This window comes from Vibrio sp. E150_018 (assembly GCF_053544035.1).
Genome location: NZ_JBHGNY010000013.1, coordinates 26,077 through 48,877 on the forward strand (window position 1 = coordinate 26,077; position 22,801 = coordinate 48,877).

Below are 22,801 nucleotides of genomic sequence, written 5' to 3' on the forward strand. Positions count from 1 at the left end.
AACGAATAAAGTGATAGAAATAAAAACGCACGTCAATGTTAGTATCGGCGTGCGTTTTGCTTTGGTTTTATTTATCTATTCGCGCTTACGCTTATAGAGTACAGACTTTTGTCCAGTCAGCGTTGTTACCCGGCTCTGATGATGTCCACCAGTTTGCTTGGTATACCACACCGTCGTTGATGACTTTATCACCTTGGTTAGCGTGGCTTGGGTTACCTTGCCAGTCGGTTTGAGGGAAGTCAGGGTAGGTAACCAGTCCTGCGCTATCACAAGTTCCGTCACTGTTGTCATTATCGCCGCCACCTGTGCTTGATGAAATATCACCTAAAGGCAGTTCTGGATGTTCAAACTTAAAGCCATAGTCCACACCATTGATATTGACGGTGTAGTTCGCGGGGCCTGAAATCGGTAGGTAGTACACCATATCTAATTCATAAGATTCGCCAGCAGGTAGGACTTTCCAAGAAGGAAGCGTAAAGGCGACACGGTGCATATCACCATCTAAACCTCCAATGTTATCCGCACGACTATGGCCAGAGCTAATCACTGCTAAGCCACCACCAGATTGGTCTTTGGCATTATCTGGCGCAGAAGTTGGAATATCGAACTGGAATTCGGTTCCACCTGGCAGATCTTGACCCGTATTGTTAGTGAAGGTGATTTTCGGATTGACTGGGAAGTTTTGATCACCCACTTTAAATCCGCCAATGCTGACTGAAATATCCACTACTTGGTCGGGCATTGCTTCGGTTGCAACTTTGTTGCCATAAGGCGCTGCTGACTTAAACTCATCATAAATGGCCTTGGTCATAGTGTTACCCATGTGGTATTCACCATTACCAGATGAACAAGCTTGTTCTGTTGGATCGACACTTGTACGCTTGCCATTTTCATCAAGGATATAGCAGCTGTAGTCACCCGCGAGTTCCCAGAACATGATACCGCCAATACCATGGTCGATAACGTATTGCGCTTTGGTGGTAATCGATTCTTTATCCTCGGTTGATAGGAAGACGTGTTTCTCTTCATTCCACAACCAAGGGGCAACCGCGACTTCATCATAATGACGAGTATAAGTACCGGTGAGTGCATCGGTTGGATCGTTTTGTGGATCTAAACCATAAGCCTCAGCATAAGAACCCCAGATGCCTTTCTCTAGGTTTTTCGCATGCCACATTGGGTTAGAGCCTGCCCCCATTTCGTTGCCCTTCGGATCAGTATCGTGCCACATGTTGTCGATGCCGGTCGCACCATAACCACAATTGTTTTTTTCTCCTTCACCCGTCCCTTCAGCACATTCAGATTGGTTAGGAAGGGCTGCACGACCCCATAAGCCGTTATCGCCACCAGTGACGCCTTGCCAACCACGGGTATAGTAAGGGACACCAATATTGATTCGACCTGCAGGCATAGAACCACGGAAATAGTGGTAAGCCCAGTCAGTATTTAAGTAACCGATGCCACCGTAAGCGGCAGTTCCGTATACGTTCCATTGCGCAAGCTCAGAATCTTTACCGGTATCGTATAATGCAGCATTATGGCCAACGTGATCATTCCAAGCACCATGTAAGTCGTAAGACATGATATTGACGTAATCGAGATATTTCGTTACATCAAAAGTTTCCATACCACGTAGTAGGTAGCCAGATGATGGTGCGGCGATAGTTAACATGTAGTAGTGATCGTCTGCTTCTGATGCACGATCGAGTTTCTCACGTAATACTTTCATCAGCTCTTGGTATGATGCCCATAAATGTTCACGACGTGGTTCCATGAAGTCTTTATCGTAAGGGTTGCCTGCACCTGCCATTGAAGTAGGGTATTCGTAATCAATATCTAAACCGTCAAACTTATACTTACGTATTAATTCAACAGCAGAATCGGCAAATTTTTCAATTGCAGCGTGGTTGATTGATCCATCGGCATTGGTGGTCATCGTGTAGAAACCGCCGTCAGCAACGCGTGAACCGTCAGTAGCAAAATGACCGCCGGTTTCTGCCCAGCCACCAATTGAGATTAAGGTTTTCACGCCATAACGTTCTTTATATGTTGCTAGTGCACCAAAGTGACCTTTGAAGCCTAGTGCTGGATCTACATCAACACCCGGCCAAGTTTTACCCACCGCGGCATTTTCAGGATCGTTAACATCACCAATATTAACGTTACCGTCAGAACCAATGCTAGCAAACGCGTAGTTAATATGAGTTAATTGTTCCCAAGGAATATCTTTGACTAGGTAAGCCGCTTGATCGTTATCACCAGCACGCCAACTAGTGAAGTAACCAATAACACGACGAGGATGATCAGATCCCATTAATTCACGACCATCTTCATCGTAAGCATCGCAATAAGGAACGTTTACGCCTTCTGTTTGATAGAGGCCATCTGGATGACAAGTTGTAGCAACCGGTTGATCGCCAGCAACTTGTAAGCTTGTTGAAGTAGAGTTTGTGGTTGCGCCTTCATTATCGGTTGCTTTAGCAAAAACAGAAAGGGAGCCAGTTTGAGTCGTCGTGTAGTTAAGAGTGTATGGAGAAGAGGCGACGGTTCCAACTAGGCTGCCACCGACGTAAAAGTCGACTTTATCTACGGTACCATCTGAGTCTGCGGCAGTAGCGGTTAGTGTGACCACTTCACCTAAGGTTACGCTGCTACTAGAAAGTGCAACAGACACACTTGGAGCTTGGTTAGCGTCAGTTTGAGAGTTTTGTACTTCAAGCGATACTGTGCTCTGAGTACTTTGCGCGCCTTCATTATCGTAGGCAATCGAACTAAAGGAGTGTGTACCGGCAACCGCCGTCCAAGTTGCTGAGAATGGCGCATTGGTTGATTGCCCAATCACGTCACCATCGACTAAGAAATCAACACGAGCAATGGTGCCATCGTTATCAGTTGCATTGGCTGTTAATGTTACTTCATCACCTTCAGTGAATGAAGTGTTTGCGGTTGGAGAGGTGAGATCAACGGTTGGCGCTTCATTGTCCACAACGTCAGTGGTACAAGCATCAACCAATGCCCAAGCACCCCATTCGCCAGCTTCTTTAGGGCTATTACCTTGTGTCCAATATTTTGCACTATAGGCATTATTGTCTTGTTGTACTTGATCACCACCAGTGTAAACCGTGTCGATATCCCAAGTGTTTAAAGATCCACAATCAACAGCGGCGTAGCTGTTAAACGCCATTAAGCATGAAGCCGTTAAAGTGCTTAGCCTAAAGGCCTTTTTCCCTAAGCTATTTCGATTTATAGCCATAATTAATTATCCTTAACTTGTTGTTATAAAATTAAATTCTTCTAACTTTATTGAAAGTGAGAACTTTTATTCTCATGCGAAACAACTGTAGGATAATTGACGTAATACACACTTATATTTTATGAGAATTCGATACCGACTCGAAAAATTCTCCAAATTTGATGCAACAAGACATTGAAAATTGCTTTTTAGGACATGTTTTGACTTATCCTGACATTTCTGTTTTTTGATATAAATCACGTTTAATCAATATGTTAAATGATTTTTAAGTGGCGGTTGGCAATAAGTCTTAAGAGTTTTGATGGCTGAAAATAAGAAATGGTTTTTTATTTTATAAATAAATCAATAGTTAATATGACTTTTACATTCGAGAGCGGAAAAGTAGCCTAGTACAGTGAGCGTTAATTTATAAATTGAAATATGTTGAGTGAAGGTATTTTTCAAGTGTTGAAGATGAAATTATAGATAAGGTTGTTTGTTTTTTAATCGCTCGGGTTGTGTTTTTACTGTTTGGGTGAAAAGTGACCGTATTTGGGGAAGCTGTTGTTATCGTGTTGTTATGTTCAGTGAATTTCTTTTAAGTTCGTTAACTGTTGTTTTTCTGTTTTTATATTCACCTGATGGCTAAGGTGTCGATTTAGTATTTACTTGGTGGATTGTGTTGATATTTTATGTGATGAAGATCAATACTTTGCTGTGGTTTTTATCACCATTACATTGGGGTAAATACCGATCGTGAATGGTAAGTGATGAGAATCTATAGCTTTAATAAATAAATCGCTTCGGTTGCACTTATGACATAAATCTATACCCTAAGGCGGCTAAATTTCACTGTGCCTAGGTTTTAATTCTCTTTATTAGAGTGGACCTGCCAGCAGTTAAAGATACGCTGCCTGTTTGGAAAGGATGACATCGGGTGTAAATACAACTTTGCAATGTAAAGCACTTTAGAACTTTGTGGCTGTTTTGCAAAGAAAATTGGAGTCAGAATGTCTGATTTAACCAACTCGATAAAATCTCCCTCCGCAACTTATGATCCTGCAACTCACGAACCCGTATCGACCTCAGACAAATTAGGTCTGAACAACCCTGTACTTTGGTATAGCGGTGGTTTTATTGCGCTTTTCGTTGTATTAGCGCTGTTCGATGGTGAAATATTATCTCACTTAGTGAATGTCGGTTTCGCTTGGTCGGTAAAAGTGTTTGGTCCATTTTGGCAAATTTTATTGCTTCTTACTTTTCTTATTGGTCTGGCACTTGCGATTGGACGTACTGGTCGAGTCGTATTGGGTGGTATTGATACCCCTGAGTTACCAAATTTCCGCTGGATGGCAATCTTGTTTTGTACTTTGCTGGCTGGTGGCGGTGTCTTTTGGGCTGCGGCTGAACCGATTGCTCACTTCGTGAGTGCACCACCAATTTATGGTACAGCAGACGATGTTCAACAACGTGCCATTAATGCCCTTTCTCAAGCCTTTATGCACTGGGGCTTTTTAGCTTGGGCGATTATCGGCAGTTTAACGACGATAGTAGTTATGCACTTACATTATGATAAAGGCCTACCGCTTAAGCCAAGAATTTTGCTTTATCCTGTACTTGGTGAGCGAGCATTAAAAGGTCATTTAGGTGCGTTGATTGACGCGTGCTGCATTATTGCAGTGGCAGCGGGTACGATTGGGCCGATTGGCTTTCTTGGTCTACAAATTAGCTATGCATTGAACTTGTTATTTGATGTACCTGATGGCTTTACTACTCAAATGATCATCGTACTATTTGCAATTGTACTTTATACCTTATCAGCTCTAAGTGGTTTAGATAAAGGCATGCAAATGTTAAGTCGCTATAACGTGATTTTAGCCTCGGCATTGATGTTTTATATTCTTATTTTTGGCCCAACTAACTTCATCTTCAATGGTTACATTCAAGGTGTGGGGACTATGATTGATAACTTCATCCCAATGGCGACCTATCGTGGTGATGAAGCTTGGCTAAGTGGTTGGACAGTGTTCTTCTGGGGTTGGTTTTTAGGTTATGGCCCTATGATGGCGATCTTTATTGCACGTATTTCTCGTGGTCGCTCTATCCGTGAACTGATTGGCACCATTAGTGTGATCGCGCCTTTAGCCACCTGTTTCTGGTTTACGATTATTGGTGGTAGTGGCTTGGCGTTTGAAATTGCTAACCCAGGTAGTATTAGTGGGGCATTTGAAGGCTTTAATTTGCCAGGTGCACTCTTTGCGATCACTCAACAATTTCCAATGCCAATCTTAGTTTCTATTTTGTTCATCGTTTTGACGACTGTGTTTATCATCACGACTGGTGATTCAATGACTTATACCATTAGTGTGGTGGTAAGTGGTGAAACGGAGCCGAATGCCTTTATCCGTACCTTCTGGGGCGTGATGATGGGTGTGACAGCCTTGATTTTGATTTCTTTAGGCTCGGGCGGCATTTCTGCGCTGCAATCTTTCATTGTGATCACTGCAGTGCCAGTATCGTTTATTTTGTTGCCGTCTCTTTGGAACGCGCCACAAATTGCGATGAAGATGGCGAAAGAGCAGAAATTCTAAGAAGGTTATTTTTAGATCAAGGTTTTAGGAACCGGTTTCTCGTTGAAATACTTTAAAATTTACTTATAAAAATGCCAGTCAGAGCATGTACTGATTGGCATTTTTGTTTTGTAGAATTACAGGTTAACTCTTTCACTTAACTCTAATAAATGCTTCACCGCTTCCATATGTTGTGGATACCCTTCAAACTCTTGCTGTTTTTCTTGTGTCATTTTGTATAAATCATCGGGCAACTTCCAATACAAAATCGAGGTATACAGCATTTCGGTTAGAGGCTTATATACTTCTATTTCATAGGTCATCGCTAATTGTTCACGTACGGCTTCGTGCTGATCTTGATTTTTAATAGGTTGCGATAGTGTTTGAATGACATCTTGATAAAGCTGGCTTTGTTGTAATTTTTCCATCACAGGTAGGTTATTTTTTGCCTGTTCAGCAAGAGAGGCATGGATGCAGTTGAGCCAATTTTCTTGTGTAAGGTCGAAATCTGATACGTCATCAAACTGGTGCTTAATTTTCTTCTCAATGGCTTTCTGAGATTGCTTTAACACCTTCCTCACTGCTTGAAATGGAAGTAAGTACTCACGTGCCAGTTCAACGATTAACTTATGAAATCCACTATTGGGTAGGTGAAGATTAGCTTTGAAAGTGGCGATGGCTTGCTGTTGAGGCGTGAGAGTGAGTTCAGTCATGATGTTAGTCTTATCTGTAATATTTAGTTGGTATTATGCCATGTTTATACCCAAGTGACTTCAATATGCAGAATTCACATCTTGAAGTGACTTAGGTATATATTATTGCGTTGAGATTAGTGATGAGCATTGATGGAGTGATTTTATTTTATAGTGCTACGGATTTAGCTTATTTCACGATCCCTTTCACCAATCTAGTGCGTGATTTCAATTTTTTATAAGCTTTTCGAGTAATGTCACTTTTTTGGTGAATCAGTGGGTTCTTTCGCACTGTTAATGAGCGTTTGCTTGCTTCTCATTTGTGCAGATAACTTTATTTGATTGTAAAGTAAGGCGTTTATTTGTCTGGCACGCTCTTTGCTCTATTGGTAATACCACCAATACCTAATTGGTTATTTATCAAGGAGTGATAGCTATCATGCAAAACAAAACGCATAACAAATCCCTTAAAACCCGTCTTAAACTGTTGGCAGGTACTGTGGCAATTAGTGCTTGTGCCTTTACCGTACAAGCAGCCGATACAATTAAAGTCGGTGTTCTACACTCGCTTTCTGGCACTATGGCGATCAGCGAAACCACTTTAAAAGATACTGTTTTAATGCTGATTGAAGAGCAGAACAAGAAAGGCGGCGTATTAGGTAAGCAGCTTGAGCCGGTCGTGGTTGATCCAGCATCAAACTGGCCGATGTACGCTGAAAAAGCGCGTGAGTTAATTGAAAAAGATAAAGTAGCGGTCACGTTTGGTGGCTGGACTTCGGCTTCTCGTAAAGCCATGTTGCCGGTGTTTGAGCAAAACGACAGCATCTTGTTCTACCCAGTGCAATATGAAGGACAAGAGTCTTCGAAAAACATCTTTTACACTGGCGCAGCTCCAAACCAACAAGCGATCCCTGCGGTTGATTACCTAATTGATGAACTTGGCGTACAACGCTTTGTGCTTGCTGGTACCGATTATGTTTACCCACGAACCACCAATAAAATTTTAGCGGCTTACCTTAAAAGTAAAGGCGTAGCCGATGCCGATGTAATGGTGAACTACACCCCATTTGGTCATTCAGATTGGCAGTCGATCGTTTCTAATATCAAAAAATTCGGTTCAGAAGGTAAGAAAACCGCGGTCGTTTCGACCATTAATGGTGATGCTAACGTTCCATTTTATAAAGAACTCGCAGCGCAAGGTGTTTCTTCAGAAGATATTCCAGTGATTGCCTTCTCGGTTGGTGAAGAAGAGCTTTCTGGCATGGATACGTCAGCATTAGTGGGTCACTTAGCGGCATGGAACTACTTTATGAGTGTTGATTCTGAAGCGAACGATACCTTTATTGATACATGGCACAAGTACATTAAAGATGATTCTCGCGTAACGAACGATCCTATGGAAGCGACTTATATTGGTTTCAACCTATGGGTAAAAGCGGTTGAGAAAGCCGGTACGACTGATACGGCTAAAGTGAGCGATGCCATTGTGGGTCTTTCTGTTCCAAACTTAACGGGCGGCAATGCGACTATGTTAGCTAACCATCACATTACTAAACCAGTTGTGATTGGTGAAATCCAAGATGATGGTCAATTTGATGTAGTTTGGGAAACCGAACAAGAAGTAAAAGGCGATGCATGGTCTGATTTCCTACCAACTTCTGAGCACCTAGTGTCTGATTGGACGGCACCAATTATGTGTGGCAGCTACAACACACAAACGAAAGCATGTTTAGGTGGTGAAGCCAAATAAACCTATTAGCCTCATTGAGTTTTATACGTTCAATGGGGCTTTTTTCGGTTCTTTGCGAGTTTTAGTTTTTCGCAGGTTTTTAGTTCTTCACGAGTTAATAGAGAGAACCGTTTCAAAAATAACGGATATTTGACTGCCATGCTTTTGATTGTCAGGGATGAGACATAATGAAAATAAAACAATATCTACATAACAAATTACCGTCTCAAATATCATCATTCATCGGTTTTATGCTGATGGTGTATTTGAGCTTATTTAGTGCGCCTTCGCTTGCGCAAGAATCTTCTATTCAATCGCTTGCTGATGTGCAGGTGGCATTGCTATCGAAAAAAAGTTCGGTAAAACAAGACGCCATTGAGTGGTTATCACAATCTTCTGATGCAGAAGTCGCTAAGGCCGTATTAACGCCTTGGCTAGAAGGAAATTTATATTATCAAAAATCCGATGATGCTTTATTTGTTATCACGGATTTAGAAGAAGGTAAGCAAGCTCATGGATTACTTTCTGAACAAGTGGTGACTATCGAAGGCAAGCGTGATTTTGCAAAGGTAAGAACCAATAACTCATTGCGTTCTGATATTCGTGACGTATTGGCGCGTATTGATATTTCGGCGAGTAGTGCGGATGTACGTTTGTCGGCAGTGAATAGTTTACTGGGTACTACCAATCCGAAAACAATCGAAAAAATCACTCAGCAATTGCAAGTAGAAAGCGATCGGGATGTTCGAAACAGTTTAGAGTTGGCGCTAGCAATGCAGCAACTCAAAACCAGCACCAATGCGGCTGAACAAATTGATGCGATTGAAGTAATTAGTGAGTCTAAACAACAAGAGGTTTATGGCGCGCTATCTCAAGTGATTAATAGCGATGCTGATGAAAAAGTGATTGAAGTGGCGCAACTGGCGTTAAACCAATATAAACAAACCCAAAGTTTTTACGGTGGCATGGAAACCGTCTTTTTTGGTTTAAGTTTAGGTTCGGTGTTGGTGCTGGCGGGTATTGGCCTTGCGATCACTTTTGGCGTGATGGGCGTGATCAATATGGCACATGGTGAGTTGATCATGATCGGCGCTTATACCACTTATGTGATTCAACAATTAATGCCGAATAATATTGGGGCCGCGTTGCTTCTTTCTATTCCAGCGGCTTTTGCTGTATCAGGGCTAGTAGGCATCGCGATTGAGCGTACGGTGATTCGACGTTTGTATGGTCGGCCGCTTGAAACACTCCTTGCCACCTTTGGTATCAGCCTTATTTTGCAACAAGCGGTTCGCAGTATTTTCTCTCCTTTAAACCGCTCAGTCAGTACACCAGATTGGATGGCCGGCGCGTTAGAGCTTAACCCTATGTTATCTCTGACCTATAACCGTCTATACATCATCATTTTCTGTTTCATGGTTTTTCTTGGTTTAGTCGCGATCCTCAAAAAAACACCGTTAGGTTTACAAGTACGTGCAGTGTCTCAAAACCGAGCTATGGCGCGTTCTATGGGGGTTCGTTCGGAACGTGTTGATGCTATGACCTTTGGTTTAGGTTCCGGTATTGCGGGTGTTGCTGGGGTGGCGTTATCTCAGTTAACCAACGTAGGTCCAAACATGGGACAAAACTATATTATCGACTCCTTTATGGTGGTGGTATTTGGTGGGGTAGGTAACTTGTGGGGCACGCTAGTCGCAGGGTTAAGTTTAGGTCTATTCAATAAGATCTTAGAGCCTTGGGCTGGCGCAGTTCTCGCCAAAATATTGGTTCTGGTTTTCATTATTTTATTTATTCAAAAGCGCCCGAAAGGTTTGTTCCCTCAACGTGGCCGCGCGGCAGAATAAGGAGGCGTTATGACGAGTGTAGTAGCAACTAATTCAATGAGTAGTACGTCGAACTTTGCAAGCCGTCGTTCTTTTATCGCCTCAGATACAGGCGGAAAAATCACGATTGTATTTTTATTGGCGCTCGCGATTGTGGTGCCATTTTTAAATCTAGTGGTACCGGAAAGTAATCCCTTTCATGTGAGCTCATTTACCGTGACTCAAATGGGGAAATATCTGTCTTATGCGCTGGTGGCGTTGGCGGTTGATCTTATCTGGGGCTATTTAGGTATTTTAAGTTTAGGGCATGGTGCTTTTTTTGCGTTAGGCGGTTATGCGATGGGCATGTATCTCACCCGTGAAATTGGTGACCGCGGCGTTTACGGTAACCCATTATTGCCAGACTTTATGGTATCGCTGAACTGGCAAGAACTGCCTTGGTTTTGGCATGGTTTTGATAACTTTGCTTTTGCCGCAATGATGATCATGTTGGTGCCGGGCGTATTGGCATTTGTATTTGGTTATCTGGCGTTCCGCTCCCGTGTTTCCGGTGTGTATCTTTCTATCATGACCCAGGCACTGACTTATGCGCTAATGCTGGCATTTTCACGTAACGAAATGGGTTTTGGCGGCAGTAGTGGTCTGACGGGCTTTAAAGATGTACTTGGTTTTAGTCTAGAGCAAGACACCACCAAAGTCGGCTTATTAGTGACGACGATTGCTGCGCTCATCATCGGTTATTTGATTTGTCGTTTAGTGGTGGCAAGTCGTTTAGGCCGAGTAGCCATGGCGATTCGTGATGCAGAATTACGTACTCGCTTTACCGGGTATGATGTCGATAGCATCAAGCTGTGGGTATTTGTTCTTTCTGGTGTATTAGCCGGCATTGCTGGTGCGTTATACGTGACGCAAGCCGGTAGTACCAGTGCCGCTCAGTTTGCGCCAATTAACTCAATTGAAATTGTAGTTTGGGTTGCTTTAGGTGGTCGAGCGACCTTGTTTGGCGCCATTGTAGGGGCATTAATTATTAACTATGCCAAGAGTTGGTTTACCGTCGAGTTTCCAGAAGTTTGGTTATTTGCATTAGGGGGAATTTTTGTTCTTGCCACCATGTATTTACCAAAAGGCGTGATGGGCGCGTTATCCGAAAAATGGGCAAAGAAATCGAGCCAACAAGATAAACCATCGGCACAGGAGAGCCACTCATGAGCGCATTAGAATCAGTCGTCACACCAATCAGAAAAGTGGGCGAAGGCTTTGAGAAGTTTACTCGTCGTGATGAAGTGTTCGATTTTCTTAAACCAGTTAATCATCCATTGATTGATACTCGCCACAACATCATGTTGTACATGGAAGGCGTATCGGTTTCCTTTGATGGTTTTAAAGCGATTAACGACTTAAATCTGTATATCAAACAAGGAGAGTTACGATGCATCATCGGACCAAACGGCGCAGGAAAAACCACTATGATGGACATCATTACTGGCAAGACTCGTCCGGATCAGGGCAAGGTGTGGTTAGGTTCAAAAACCAACTTGTTGAGTATGTCCGAAGCGGAAATCGCCAACGCGGGTGTGGGGCGTAAATTCCAGCAACCTACGGTATTTGAAAGCTTAACGGTGTGGAATAACTTGGAACTGGCGATGACCGGCACTCGTTCGGTTTGGTCAACTTTTACCGCTAAATTAACCGGCGAGCAAAGTGATGAGATCGATGGGGTTTTATCTTTGATTGGTCTTGAACAATGTCGAAACTTGTTAGCTGGCGTGCTTTCTCACGGTCAAAAACAATGGCTAGAAATCGGTATGTTATTGATGCAAAAGCCAAAGCTTCTGTTAGTGGATGAGCCGGTTACTGGCATGACTCATCAAGAAATGGATCGCACGGCGGAATTATTGAAATCTCTGGCTGGTAAGCATTCAGTAGTAGTGGTTGAGCATGATATGGAATTTGTACGCTCGATTGCCGATCAAGTCACCGTGCTGCATCAAGGGCATGTGTTGGCGGAAGGTAATATGGATCAAATCCAGTCACATCCAGAAGTAAAACGCGTCTACTTGGGAGAATAAGGATGTTAAAAGTACAAGGCGTAAACCAATTCTACGGTGAAAGTCATATCTTGTGGGATCTCGATGTTGAGGTCGAGAAAGGCAAATGTACCGTGTTGATGGGACGTAACGGGGTAGGCAAAACTACATTACTTCAATGCATCATGGGGTTAAATCCAATTAAAAGCGGCGATATCGTGTTTAAAGGTGAAAGCATTAAAAAAGCGTCAACTGAACAACGCCCTCATTTAGGCATTGGCTATGTTCCGCAAGGCCGACAAATCTTCCCGATGCTAACGGTGCAAGAAAATTTAGAGATTGGCCTGCCTATCCGTAAGCGTGGCGATCGTAAGATCCCTGATTTTATCTTCGAACTATTCCCCGTGCTAAAGGAAATGCTGCATCGTCGCGGTGGTGACTTATCGGGTGGTCAACAGCAGCAATTGTCGATTGGTCGTGCGTTAGTCGTCGAGCCGGATTTATTGATTCTGGATGAACCAACCGAAGGCATTCAACCGAATATCGTTCAAGAGATTGGCGATATTATTAAACTGCTCAATGATAAACATGGTTTAACCGTATTGCTGGTGGAACAAAAACTGCCATTTGCTCGTAAAGTCGGTCATAACTTTTGTTTACTTGATCGTGGCAAAGCAGTGGCTAAAGGACAAATGGAAGCCTTGAATGAATCGTTGATTAAGGAGCATTTGACGGTTTAAGGTTCTTTCCGTATATGTAAAGGTCAAAGCTCTTCAGAGGATGTTGGAAATCATTTAATGTTCTTTGAAGGGCTTTTTATTTTTAGGTTCTGGATATAGAGCCTGAAAAAGAGATGCTTATGCTAAATTTATTGATGCTTATGTGAATATAATGTTTCTCATAATAATAAAAAACTATATATTTTATTGAGGTATAAGGTGTTGGAGTCAAAAGTTTCTCCAGAGTCTGGATCAATCTCTTAATAACCTTTAATTATCATTATCACCAATGTAATGATGGGAAATAGCAGTCTTAACATAAGGAATTAATCATGGCTGTAGAAAATAATATTGAATTAATATCTGGTGCACAAAGTACTTTCAATACGTCGATTTCAGCTAATTGGTTAACAGATAATGCAGATTTTCTGGTTCAATATGGTGTCAATTTTCTTGCAGCACTTTGCATTCTATTCGTGGGTAGTGTTTGCGTTAAGTTTATCCATAAAGGTGTAATCAACTTGTTGCAAACAAAACGTGTGGATGCGGTTGTTGTGCAATTTATTGGTAATGTGGTTCGCTATGCTTTGTTAGTAATGGTGTTTATTGCCGCACTAAATACAATGGGGGTTGAAATGGCAGCGATGATCGCTGTGCTCGCTTCTGCTAGCCTCGCGGTTGGGTTAGCGTTAAAAGGATCGCTTTCCAATTTTGCTTCTGGTGTGCTAATTGTGATTTTTCGTCCATTTAAAAGCAAAGATTTCATTGAAGTTGGTAAGGTTTCAGGCAAAGTCCAAGCGATTGAAATTTTTCATACCGTTTTAACTACTGGCGATAATAAAATGGTCGCGATACCGCATCGTTTAGTGATGTCTCAACCCATAGTCAACTTTTCGAAACATAAGATTCGCCGTATCAACTTCGAAATTGGCGTGTCGTATGACGCTGATTTGCAGAAAACGAAGCAAGTGCTTGCCCGTGTTCTTGAATCGGAAGAGCGTATTCTTTCTTTACCGGCTCCAACTATTGGAGTATTAGCTCTCGCCAATTCTTCAGTTAATATTGCGGTTCGCCCTTGGGTAAAATCTGAAGAATACTGGAAAGTGTACTACGACACATTACAGGCAATAAAAGAAGAGTTAGATAAAGAAGGTATTCACATTCCATTTCCTCAAATGGATATACATATTAAGTGATAGTGAATATTCTTGGTGGTAAAGCTACCATCACTAACGAGATTTAATTGACTCGACCATGACCAGAAATGAATACAAAAAGTGATATTGTCAGTTGATAAAAAGTGTATTTCTCTTGGTTAAGTGCGAAGATATTCTCGATCAGAAATTAAATAAGGATGTGTTATGACGAACAAAAAAGCTGTCTATACTGCGTTAATTTGTGGCTTATTATTGAGTGGTTGTGCGAGCACAGGGTCAGATTCTAACGCTAAATCTCAAACGAATGCAGAGACAGCAAAGACCGACTGTACTGCTTCTGGCCAGAAGAGTTATGAAATGGCAGATGGTACGATTATTTGTTATTAATCTTCTATCAAGCGGCAATGAATTTGCGGTTTGCTCGGAAGGGCGTTAAGTCAAGTTAGCCCCGCCCTTCTTCACCATGAAAGCCCATAAAAGGGCCGCCACATCAGCGTCTGCACATCCCGCAATGGCACGCTCCAAAGCTTTGTTTATCTTCGGTAGTCAGCGTCACGCTGCCACATAAGCAATGTCCCTGCATTTTCTTTCCTCATTCGTTTTTAATCGTGCTTTCAGTATAGACCTCCTGATAGTTAAATCATTAGGCGGCATAGTTATTGCTTTAATAATACTAGATGGTAATAAATGGAAGTCACACGAATGGAAGCGCTAGAAGAATTAAATATAGCGGGAGTCGCTCAAACATCGCCAATAAATACATTAAATCGCAGCGATGGTTGGAAAGCAGAATTAACACTGGGGTTTACCGATCGAGGCGACAAAACCGTCGTTGGGCACAAAACTCAACTAGGACCGCTGGCGATTCAAAGGCCACTGTATCCTGAAGGCGACGTTTGCCATACCTATTTACTTCACCCTCCTGGCGGGGTAGTTGGCGGCGATGAGCTGTTAATTAAAGCCACGACTTATCCTGGAGCGCATGCTTTAGTTACCACACCCGGTGCGACCAAGTTTTATCGCTCGGAAGGAAAAATCGCCCGTCAAAAACAAATTTTAACTGCCAAGTCAGGAAGCTGTTTGGAATGGCTTCCGCAAGAGAATATTTTCTTTCCTACCGGACAAGTGCGTGTCGATACCGATATCCACCTTGAATCTGACGCACTATTTATGGGCTGGGAAGTGCACTGTTTTGGTCGTCCTGCACTAAACGAGTGCTTCGATGCAGGTAAAGTGTGGGGTAAGACGCAAGTTTTTGTTGATGGAAGGAATACTCTCACCGAAAACGTGCAATTGATCGGAGGAGATAAGTATATATTAAACAGTGGTTTACAGTTTTTTCCCATGATGGGGAGTTTGTTTATTACCGCTCAGTCTGAAGATGACCTTGAAATGGTACAGGATTTGCTCCGTGACTTTGCACCAAATGATGAATTAGTGATTGGTGCGACTCAAATAGAACAGTTAATCGTGGTTCGAGCATTAGGTAAATGGGCCGAGTCAATGTTGGAAGCGTTTACATTGATTTGGCAACAATTTAGACATCAATGGTTTGGTTATGTACCCGAGCCACCAAGGATTTGGGCAACTTAATCCGTTGCTCGGCTCGCTGCGCGACTAGGGCGCTTCGCTGCTCGTATTACGAAAAGACAACCAGATCAATACTAATGAGTTAAATGGAGCATTTCGAGAGACGAAAAACGAAGTGCCCGAGACCCGAGGATCGAATGTAGATGGAACTGACCCCAAGAGAAAAAGATAAATTGCTGATCTTTTGTGCTGGCATGTTAGCACAGCAGCGTAAAGATAAAGGCTTAAAGCTCAACTACCCAGAATCTGTGGCGTTGATCAGTAGTGCGATTTTAGAAGGTGCGCGCGAAGGTAAAACGGTTGCTGAATTGATGAACTTTGGTCGTACTATTTTAACTGTCGATGATGTGATGGAAGGCGTGCCGTCGATGATTCCTGATGTTCAAGTCGAAGCTACTTTTCCAGATGGCACCAAGCTTGTCACTGTCCATGATCCGATAGTGTGAGGAGAAAACATGAAAACCAGTAATGCCAATCCTAATGCGTTTATCCCCGGTCAGCTTGTTTCTGGAAAGGGTGAGATTGAGCTGAATGTCGGCCGTGAAACCATCAAAATTAAAGTCGAAAATTTAGGGGATCGCCCTGTTCAGATTGGCTCTCATTATCACTTTTATGAAGTTAACGATGCTTTGAATTTTGAACGAGAATCGGCCAAAGGCTTTAGGCTCAATATTCCAGCAGGCACTGCGACTCGTTTTGAACCTGGACAGTCACGTACCGTTGAACTGGTGGAATATGCCGGTAAGCGAGAAGTATATGGATTTAAAGGCCGCGTCATGGGTCCTATCTAGCGTTCTTGAGCCCACAGCTTTGTTGGCTGCTTTCGTTCACCCCAATCACATAGAGAATCTATGCTCATGGGGCTTCACTCAATTGCCGCCTCACTGTGAACTCAATTACTTGGATAGGATTGACTGAGAAATTATAAAGGATTAATAGCATGGCAAAAATTTCAAAAAGAGCCTACGCCGAGATGTTTGGGCCAACGACTGGCGATAGATTAAGACTTGCTGATACTGAGCTATGGCTCGAAGTAGAAAAAGATTACACGGTTTACGGCGACGAAGTGAAATTCGGTGGCGGTAAAGTGATTCGTGATGGCATGGGGCAGAGCCAACTGGCGTCTGAATTTACGCCTGATCTTGTTCTAACCAATGCGGTGATTTTAGATCATTGGGGGATAGTGAAAGCGGATATCGGTGTCAAAGATGGCCGTATTTGTGGCATCGGTAAAGCAGGTAACCCAGATGTGCAGCCGAATGTTGATATTATTATCGGGCCAGGAACCGAAGTGATTGCCGCAGAAGGCTCGATAGTTACCGCTGGTGGCATTGATTCACACATTCACTATATCTGTCCGCAACAAATTGAAGAAGCGCTGACCTCTGGTGTCACAACTATGATTGGCGGTGGTACTGGCCCTGCAACTGGAACCAATGCGACAACCTGTACGCCGGGCCCTTGGAATATGCACCGAATGTTAGAAGCATTGGATGAGTTTCCAATGAATTTTGGTTTACTCGGTAAAGGAAACGCCAGTTTGCCTGAAGGCTTAATTGAGCAAGTAGAAGCCGGTGCTATTGGATTAAAACTGCATGAAGATTGGGGAACTACACCGGCTTCAATTGATATGTGTTTAACCGTTGCCGATCAAACTGATATTCAAGTGGCGATTCATACCGATACACTGAATGAATCGGGTTTTGTGGAATCGACCCTAGATGCGATTGGCGATCGCGTGATCCACACATATCACACCGAAGGCGCGGGTGGCGGTCATGCACCAGATATCATTCGCGCTTGTGGTGAATCGAATATTTTACCGTCTTCAACCAACCCAACTCGTCCTTACACAATCAACACTGTCGATGAGCATCTAGATATGTTGATGGTATGCCACCATTTATCCCCGTCGATTGCCGAAGATGTGGCGTTTGCTGAATCTCGTATTCGTCGCGAAACCATTGCTGCGGAAGATATTCTGCATGATCTCGGTGCTTTCTCGATGATTTCATCGGATTCTCAAGCGATGGGACGAGTCGGTGAAGTGATCTTACGAACATGGCAAACCGCTCATAAAATGAAAGTGCAGCGTGGCTCCTTAAAAGAAGATCAACAAGCGTTTGATGCTCAAGAAGAAAAGTTTGGTCATCAAGCGCCAAGTGATAACTTCCGTTTGCGTCGATATGTTGCGAAATACACGATAAACCCAGCGATTACTCATGGTATTGGCCACGAAGTGGGTTCAATAGAAGTAGGTAAATTAGCTGATTTCGTATTATGGAAACCGGCTTTCTTTGGCGTAAAACCAAGCGCGATTATCAAAGGAGGCATGATCGCAATGGCACCTATGGGTGATCCGAATGCCTCTATTCCAACACCTCAACCTGTTCATTATCGTTCTATGTTTGGCAGTTATGGTAAAGCCTCAAAAAAGACTTCAATGTTATTCGTTTCTCAATTGGCTAAAGACAAAGACATTGCACGCCAGTTAGGGCTTGGCAGCTTAATTGGTGTAGCCAAAAACTGCCGCACCATTTCAAAAGCTGATATGAAGCTTAACGATTGGCAGCCTAAGATTGAAGTGGATTCTCAAACCTATGAAGTAAAAGCGGATGGGGAACTTCTCACTTGTGAACCTGCGGAAGTATTGCCAATGGCGCAACGATATTTTCTGTTTTAGTTAACGTAGCTTGAAGGCTCGGACGCTTCGCTCTCGTTGCTCGAAAAAGCTTGTATTAATCAACGTTCTTAAGATCTTGCCTTCGAGACACGAGACACGAGACACGAGACACGAGACACGAGACACGAGACACGAGACACGAGACACGAGACACGAGACACGAGACACGAATAATTGGATATAAAATAATGATTGAAATAACAAAAATAGTCGCAGATAGCACTCAAATTACTGAGAGAAATGTGGATGGTGTATTGAGCCTTCCTATTAATAGTCGTATTAAAAGTCGCTTAAAAGTGTCGCTTGAAGATGGACGTGATGCGGGGTTGTTTTTACCTCGCGGCAATATTTTGCGTGGCGGTCAGTTATTGCAAAGTGAATGTGGGTTATTGATTGAAGTCACCGCAGCACCGGAAACGGTTTCTAGTGTGTATTGCGAAGATGCACTATTACTAAACCGAGTGACTTACCACTTAGGTAATCGCCACGTTCCTCTACAAATAGCAAATGGTTGGGTACGTTACCAGCATGATCATGTGTTAGATGACATGGTGGTGGGGTTGGGTGCCAAAGTCACGGTAGAACAAGCTGAATTTGAACCTGAAGATGGGGCGTACGGCGGCCGTTCAGGTGGGCACCATCATCATGATCATTCGCATGATCACTCTCATTAATAACAACTTGAAATTGAATTCAAAAATAGAAAAAACAAAAAGGATATTTGCCATGAAATTCGTTCGCTTACTCACACTTGCTTCTGTTTTTGCTGCTCCAGCGGCGTTTGCACATGTTGGTCACATGCATGAGCACGGCTCAAGCAATGCATTTTTTGAAGGTTTTGTACACCCATTAACTGGTCTTGATCATTTAGTGATGCTCCTTGGTCTAGGTATGTTCATCAGCCATTTTACGGCGAGTAAATCAAGCTCAGTGGCTAAGCCTACTTTGTTTATTGCAGCCCTTGTTAGTTTAACGGTTGGCCTTGCGGCAGGAAGTCTATTTGGCGCGATTAGTGGCGTAGAGCTAATAATTGCCGCATCCATTTTTGTAGTTGCATTAGGGATTTGGAATACCTTCTCTGTTCGTGAATCTTTAACTCAGGCGTTAGTGATTGTTTCCATTGGCTTGGTGTTTTTCCATGGTTTTGCTCATGGCGTAGAAGCAACTGGCGGATTATTCGGATTTGGCGCAGGTATGCTAGTAGCCGCGTTTGGCATCATGTTTACCGGTGAGCGTCTGGCACATTTCTTGTCAACTAAGTTCTTCGTAAATAAGTGGCTTGGAGCGGGTATTGCCGCTTCTGGTGCAGCCTTAATGATGGCGCCTTAATTGCTTATGAATGATATGAGAGACATAGACACTTTATCTATATCTAACTCAGCACTCAACTCAGTCGCATCGTCACAGAACAATGGTTCCGAAGTCGCTTGCTTTCGTTTGTTTCAGCTAATTAGCCCTTCACTACCCATTGGCGGCTTTACCTATTCACAAGGTTTGGAATGGGCGGTTGAGGCTGGCTGGGTGAGTAATCAAGCTAAGTTAATACATTGGCTTGAGATGATGCTTAATAACAGCTTGGTGACATTAGAGTTGCCTATTTTGGCGAAGTTCTATTACGCGTTAGAACAAGGTGATAACACGAGTATTGAATATTGGAGTCAATATTTATTTTCATGCCGAGAAACTCGCGAGTTAAGAGCAGAAGAGCTTCAACGTGGTAAAGCGTTATTTACTTTATTAAAGCAGCTCGATTTACCTCTGAATGCAGAATGGCACCCCGATAATGACCCCAAAGCCGCAACGCAAAATCAGTTGTTAGGTTTTTGTGTCGCGGCGAAAGCGTGGGGGATTTCGCTCCATAGTTTACAACAAGGCTATTTATGGAGTTGGGCGGAAAACATTGTGATGGCGGGAGTTAAGCTGGTTCCTCTTGGTCAAACCGCAGGTCAAAAAACTTTATTGGCTTTATCTGAACGCTTACCTCAAGCGATAGGCAAAGCCAATCAAATACAAGATGACGATATTGGTAGCTTTACCCCTTCGGTTGCTATCGCCAGTAGTCGTCATGAAACACAATATACAAGACTATTCCGTTCCTAGCTGTCATGGCGAAAAGAATCGAATGAGTGAGCAAACAAGGAATAAAACATGTCTCAAGAAACGTATAAACAACCGTTACGAATTGGTATTGGTGGCCCTGTTGGATCGGGCAAAACGGCGTTGTTAGAAGTTTTATGTAAAGCGATTCGAGATCGTTTAAACATTGCCGTGGTGACCAATGATATTTACACCCAAGAAGATGCCAAAATACTCACTCGAGCTGAAGCGCTAGACGCAGACCGTATCGTAGGTGTCGAAACTGGAGGTTGCCCTCATACTGCGATTCGTGAAGATGCATCAATGAACTTGGCTGCAGTTGAAGAACTGGCCAAATTACATAAAAACCTTGATGTGGTATTTGTTGAAAGTGGTGGTGATAATTTAAGTGCTACCTTTAGCCCTGAACTTGCCGATTTAACTATTTATGTTATTGATGTGGCTGAAGGGGAAAAGATTCCGCGCAAGGGTGGACCCGGTATCACACGTTCAGATTTATTAGTGATTAATAAAATTGACTTAGCCCCTTATGTGGGAGCGTCATTAGAGGTAATGGAATCGGACACTCAGCGTATGCGTCCAACCAAACCGTATGTATTCACTAATTTAAAAGAGAGTGTCGGGCTGGATAGTATTATCGATTTTATTATTACAGAAGGTATGTTGCAGCCAAAATATTAATTCGATTAACGCGCAATAAAGCTAGGCTTAGTGGCAATTTGGTCACTAAGCTTTTTTTAACTTGCCCTTCGGGAGCTTCATCTAAATCTTTATACTGCGTTAGATTGGTTTGAAAGGTGCCTACATTCCTTCGCCGATCTTCCTTGTCTAAAGATTGGGATGATAGCTCTGAATTCTGCACCTTGAAGTCACTTGGGTATAGAGTAGGCGGTTATTTTGATTAACGGGTTAAATTCGCTTTTTATGAAATATTAAGTTACATTTGCCGCCACATTTTTGAACTTTTCAATTTTAAATGGTCTGTTATAACATATCAATTATATCAAGTTGATATTTAGCCGGCTCTTGAGGTCGATTCACACAACTTCCTACGTTGGGAACTATAGAAACTAAACCCTATGTCTAAACAAAAATTTGCAAAATTTCGCCAGAACCCTAAGTTTCCATTGATGCTTAAAATAGGCGTGGCTTTTGTCGTATTACTTATAATTGTTTTTATGGCCGAATCTGGTGATGGACGCAAGTCAGTTCCTATGGATATGGACAAAATTTTAGCAGATGAGGCGAAAGCGGTTGCCGCTACCAAGCCTGTTCATGTGGATGAAAACGTTCCGCTTTATTCATACGAAATTCAAGATGGTGACAATTTAAGTAGTATCTTTGTTCGTCTTGGTGTTCCGTATGGCGATATGCTCAGCGTGATGGATACCGATCAAAACCACCTAACACTTGATACTTTAAGACCGGGTGACATCTTAAAAATTTGGATGGACGAAGATCTAGAACACTTAAGCAAATTAGAGGTTGAATTTACTCTAGCAGATCGCGTGGTATTTACTCGCAACGATGATAAGAGCTATACCTTTCAAGAAGTAAATTTACCCGGTGTTTGGAAGACTTATCCCTTAATAGGGGAAATTCATGGTAGTTTCTCTACATCGGTTTATAAATATGGGATTTCGGGTGCGGAAACGGCTCAAATTACTCAGCTATTAAAAGATAAACTGAATTTTGTGCGAGATTTGCGTGCAGGTGATAAATTTGAAATTTTGCATAAGCGTCAATTTATCAATGGTGTCGCAACTGGTAATCGTGAGATTGACGCGATCCGTATTTATAATCGGGGCCGTGTGATCAGTGCTTATCTGCACAGTGATGGTCAATATTATGACCGTAATGGCGATAGTTTACAGCGAGCATTTTTACGTTGGCCAACTGCACAACATTATCGTATCAGCTCCCCATTTGATCCGAATCGTTTACACCCTGTGACTCATCGCCATGCTCCACATAATGGTGTTGATATAGCTTGTCCTTCTGGGACTGATGTTATAGCAACTGGCGATGGTATTGTGACGTTAACGACTAACCACCCATACGCGGGTAAATATATCGTGGTTCAACATGGATCGACTTACCGTACTCGCTACTTACACTTGAGCAAAATTTTAGTGCGCCAAGGTCAAGTGGTTCATCGAGGACAAGTGATTGCAAAATCGGGTGCTACAGGGCGTGTAACTGGACCACACTTGCATTATGAGTTCATTATTCGAAATCGCCCTGTGAACTTCTTAACCGCTAAAATCCCGATGGCAACATCGATTTCGAAAGAAGAGAAGCCAGCCTTTGAAAAGCAAGTAAAAGCTATCGATGCTGAGTTTGAAGCGGTAAAACAAGCTGCCGGAACAAATAACGGTCCGACTACTTTGGCAAAAATAATTTAATAATTTGAATTATTTCTATGAGAGCAAGTGATATCATCGCTTGCTCTTTTTTCGTCTATTATATTACAAGGATGGGC

At 42.7% G+C, this 22,801-nt stretch carries 20 protein-coding genes; 17 read left to right on the forward strand and 3 right to left on the reverse strand.

Going from position 1 to position 22,801, the window contains the following annotated elements; all coding sequences use genetic code 11:
• Nucleotides 1-91 precede the first annotated feature (91 nt).
• Nucleotides 92-3,253, reverse strand: a complete 3,162-nt coding sequence (locus ACE3G9_RS12635) for a chitinase C-terminal domain-containing protein (protein WP_449219303.1) — start codon at nucleotides 3,251-3,253, stop codon at nucleotides 92-94.
• A 989-nt stretch (nucleotides 3,254-4,242) separates the two neighbouring features.
• On the opposite strand from ACE3G9_RS12635, the gene ACE3G9_RS12640 reads away from it, so the two are divergent.
• On the forward strand, nucleotides 4,243-5,823 hold the full coding sequence (locus ACE3G9_RS12640; RefSeq protein ID WP_417879789.1) for a BCCT family transporter: 1,581 nt from the start codon (nucleotides 4,243-4,245) through the stop codon (nucleotides 5,821-5,823).
• A gap of 116 nt (nucleotides 5,824-5,939) precedes the next feature.
• On the opposite strand, the gene ACE3G9_RS12645 is transcribed toward ACE3G9_RS12640, so the two are convergent.
• On the reverse strand, nucleotides 5,940-6,515 hold the full coding sequence (locus ACE3G9_RS12645) for a hypothetical protein (protein ID WP_449219304.1): 576 nt from the start codon (nucleotides 6,513-6,515) through the stop codon (nucleotides 5,940-5,942).
• A gap of 418 nt (nucleotides 6,516-6,933) precedes the next feature.
• Between ACE3G9_RS12645 and urtA the strand changes: the two genes are divergently transcribed.
• From urtA to ACE3G9_RS12680, 7 genes are all read left to right on the forward strand, one after another.
• The gene (gene urtA / locus ACE3G9_RS12650) at nucleotides 6,934-8,244 is read left to right on the forward strand and encodes an urea ABC transporter substrate-binding protein (RefSeq protein ID WP_449219305.1); all 1,311 of its coding nucleotides are present in this window, start codon (nucleotides 6,934-6,936) and stop codon (nucleotides 8,242-8,244) included.
• Between the two features lie 167 nt (nucleotides 8,245-8,411).
• On the forward strand, nucleotides 8,412-10,067 hold the full coding sequence (gene urtB / locus ACE3G9_RS12655) for an urea ABC transporter permease subunit UrtB (RefSeq protein ID WP_449219306.1): 1,656 nt from the start codon (nucleotides 8,412-8,414) through the stop codon (nucleotides 10,065-10,067).
• Between the two features lie 36 nt (nucleotides 10,068-10,103).
• On the forward strand, nucleotides 10,104-11,255 hold the full coding sequence (gene urtC / locus ACE3G9_RS12660) for an urea ABC transporter permease subunit UrtC (protein WP_449219349.1): 1,152 nt from the start codon (nucleotides 10,104-10,106) through the stop codon (nucleotides 11,253-11,255).
• The gene (gene urtD / locus ACE3G9_RS12665; RefSeq protein ID WP_237293897.1) at nucleotides 11,252-12,115 is read left to right on the forward strand and encodes an urea ABC transporter ATP-binding protein UrtD; all 864 of its coding nucleotides are present in this window, start codon (nucleotides 11,252-11,254) and stop codon (nucleotides 12,113-12,115) included. Before urtC ends, urtD begins: the two co-directional genes overlap by 4 nt.
• 2 nt (nucleotides 12,116-12,117) lie before the next feature.
• Nucleotides 12,118-12,813 carry an urea ABC transporter ATP-binding subunit UrtE gene (gene urtE / locus ACE3G9_RS12670; protein ID WP_417879792.1) on the forward strand — a complete coding sequence of 232 codons (696 nt, stop codon included), beginning with the start codon at nucleotides 12,118-12,120 and terminating at the stop codon, nucleotides 12,811-12,813.
• Between the two features lie 311 nt (nucleotides 12,814-13,124).
• Nucleotides 13,125-13,988, forward strand: a complete 864-nt coding sequence (locus ACE3G9_RS12675; RefSeq protein ID WP_417879793.1) for a mechanosensitive ion channel domain-containing protein — start codon at nucleotides 13,125-13,127, stop codon at nucleotides 13,986-13,988.
• Between the two features lie 165 nt (nucleotides 13,989-14,153).
• Nucleotides 14,154-14,336, forward strand: a complete 183-nt coding sequence (locus ACE3G9_RS12680) for a hypothetical protein (protein WP_027695013.1) — start codon at nucleotides 14,154-14,156, stop codon at nucleotides 14,334-14,336.
• A gap of 103 nt (nucleotides 14,337-14,439) precedes the next feature.
• Here the strand turns inward: ACE3G9_RS12680 and ACE3G9_RS12685 are convergent, their stop codons facing one another.
• Nucleotides 14,440-14,532 carry a GFA family protein gene (locus ACE3G9_RS12685; protein WP_449219307.1) on the reverse strand — a complete coding sequence of 31 codons (93 nt, stop codon included), beginning with the start codon at nucleotides 14,530-14,532 and terminating at the stop codon, nucleotides 14,440-14,442.
• Between the two features lie 119 nt (nucleotides 14,533-14,651).
• Between ACE3G9_RS12685 and ACE3G9_RS12690 the strand changes: the two genes are divergently transcribed.
• The 9 genes from ACE3G9_RS12690 (at nucleotide 14,652) to ACE3G9_RS12730 (ending at nucleotide 22,724) form a co-directional block, all read left to right on the forward strand.
• Nucleotides 14,652-15,542, forward strand: coding sequence for an urease accessory protein UreD (locus tag ACE3G9_RS12690; RefSeq protein ID WP_449219350.1), 891 nt, complete (start codon nucleotides 14,652-14,654; stop codon nucleotides 15,540-15,542).
• Between the two features lie 140 nt (nucleotides 15,543-15,682).
• Complete coding sequence (gene ureA, locus ACE3G9_RS12695; protein ID WP_417879794.1) at nucleotides 15,683-15,985, forward strand: urease subunit gamma; 303 nt, start codon at nucleotides 15,683-15,685, stop codon at nucleotides 15,983-15,985.
• A gap of 9 nt (nucleotides 15,986-15,994) precedes the next feature.
• A complete protein-coding gene (locus tag ACE3G9_RS12700; RefSeq protein WP_417879795.1) occupies nucleotides 15,995-16,330 on the forward strand; it encodes an urease subunit beta in 336 nt (111 codons plus the stop codon).
• A gap of 149 nt (nucleotides 16,331-16,479) precedes the next feature.
• Complete coding sequence (ureC, locus tag ACE3G9_RS12705) at nucleotides 16,480-18,222, forward strand: urease subunit alpha (RefSeq protein ID WP_449219308.1); 1,743 nt, start codon at nucleotides 16,480-16,482, stop codon at nucleotides 18,220-18,222.
• Between the two features lie 188 nt (nucleotides 18,223-18,410).
• Nucleotides 18,411-18,896: an urease accessory protein UreE gene (ureE, locus tag ACE3G9_RS12710; RefSeq protein ID WP_417879797.1), complete on the forward strand. Its 486-nt coding sequence runs from the start codon at nucleotides 18,411-18,413 to the stop codon at nucleotides 18,894-18,896.
• A gap of 52 nt (nucleotides 18,897-18,948) precedes the next feature.
• Complete coding sequence (locus tag ACE3G9_RS12715; protein ID WP_417879798.1) at nucleotides 18,949-19,551, forward strand: HupE/UreJ family protein; 603 nt, start codon at nucleotides 18,949-18,951, stop codon at nucleotides 19,549-19,551.
• A 15-nt stretch (nucleotides 19,552-19,566) separates the two neighbouring features.
• Entirely contained in the window at nucleotides 19,567-20,322 is a 756-nt protein-coding gene (locus ACE3G9_RS12720; RefSeq protein WP_417879799.1) for an urease accessory protein UreF, read from the forward strand.
• Nucleotides 20,323-20,370: 48 nt separating this feature from the next.
• Complete coding sequence (ureG, locus tag ACE3G9_RS12725; RefSeq protein ID WP_417879800.1) at nucleotides 20,371-21,000, forward strand: urease accessory protein UreG; 630 nt, start codon at nucleotides 20,371-20,373, stop codon at nucleotides 20,998-21,000.
• Nucleotides 21,001-21,398: 398 nt separating this feature from the next.
• Nucleotides 21,399-22,724: a peptidoglycan DD-metalloendopeptidase family protein gene (locus ACE3G9_RS12730; RefSeq protein ID WP_417879801.1), complete on the forward strand. Its 1,326-nt coding sequence runs from the start codon at nucleotides 21,399-21,401 to the stop codon at nucleotides 22,722-22,724.
• The last annotated feature ends 77 nt before the right edge of the window (nucleotides 22,725-22,801 follow it).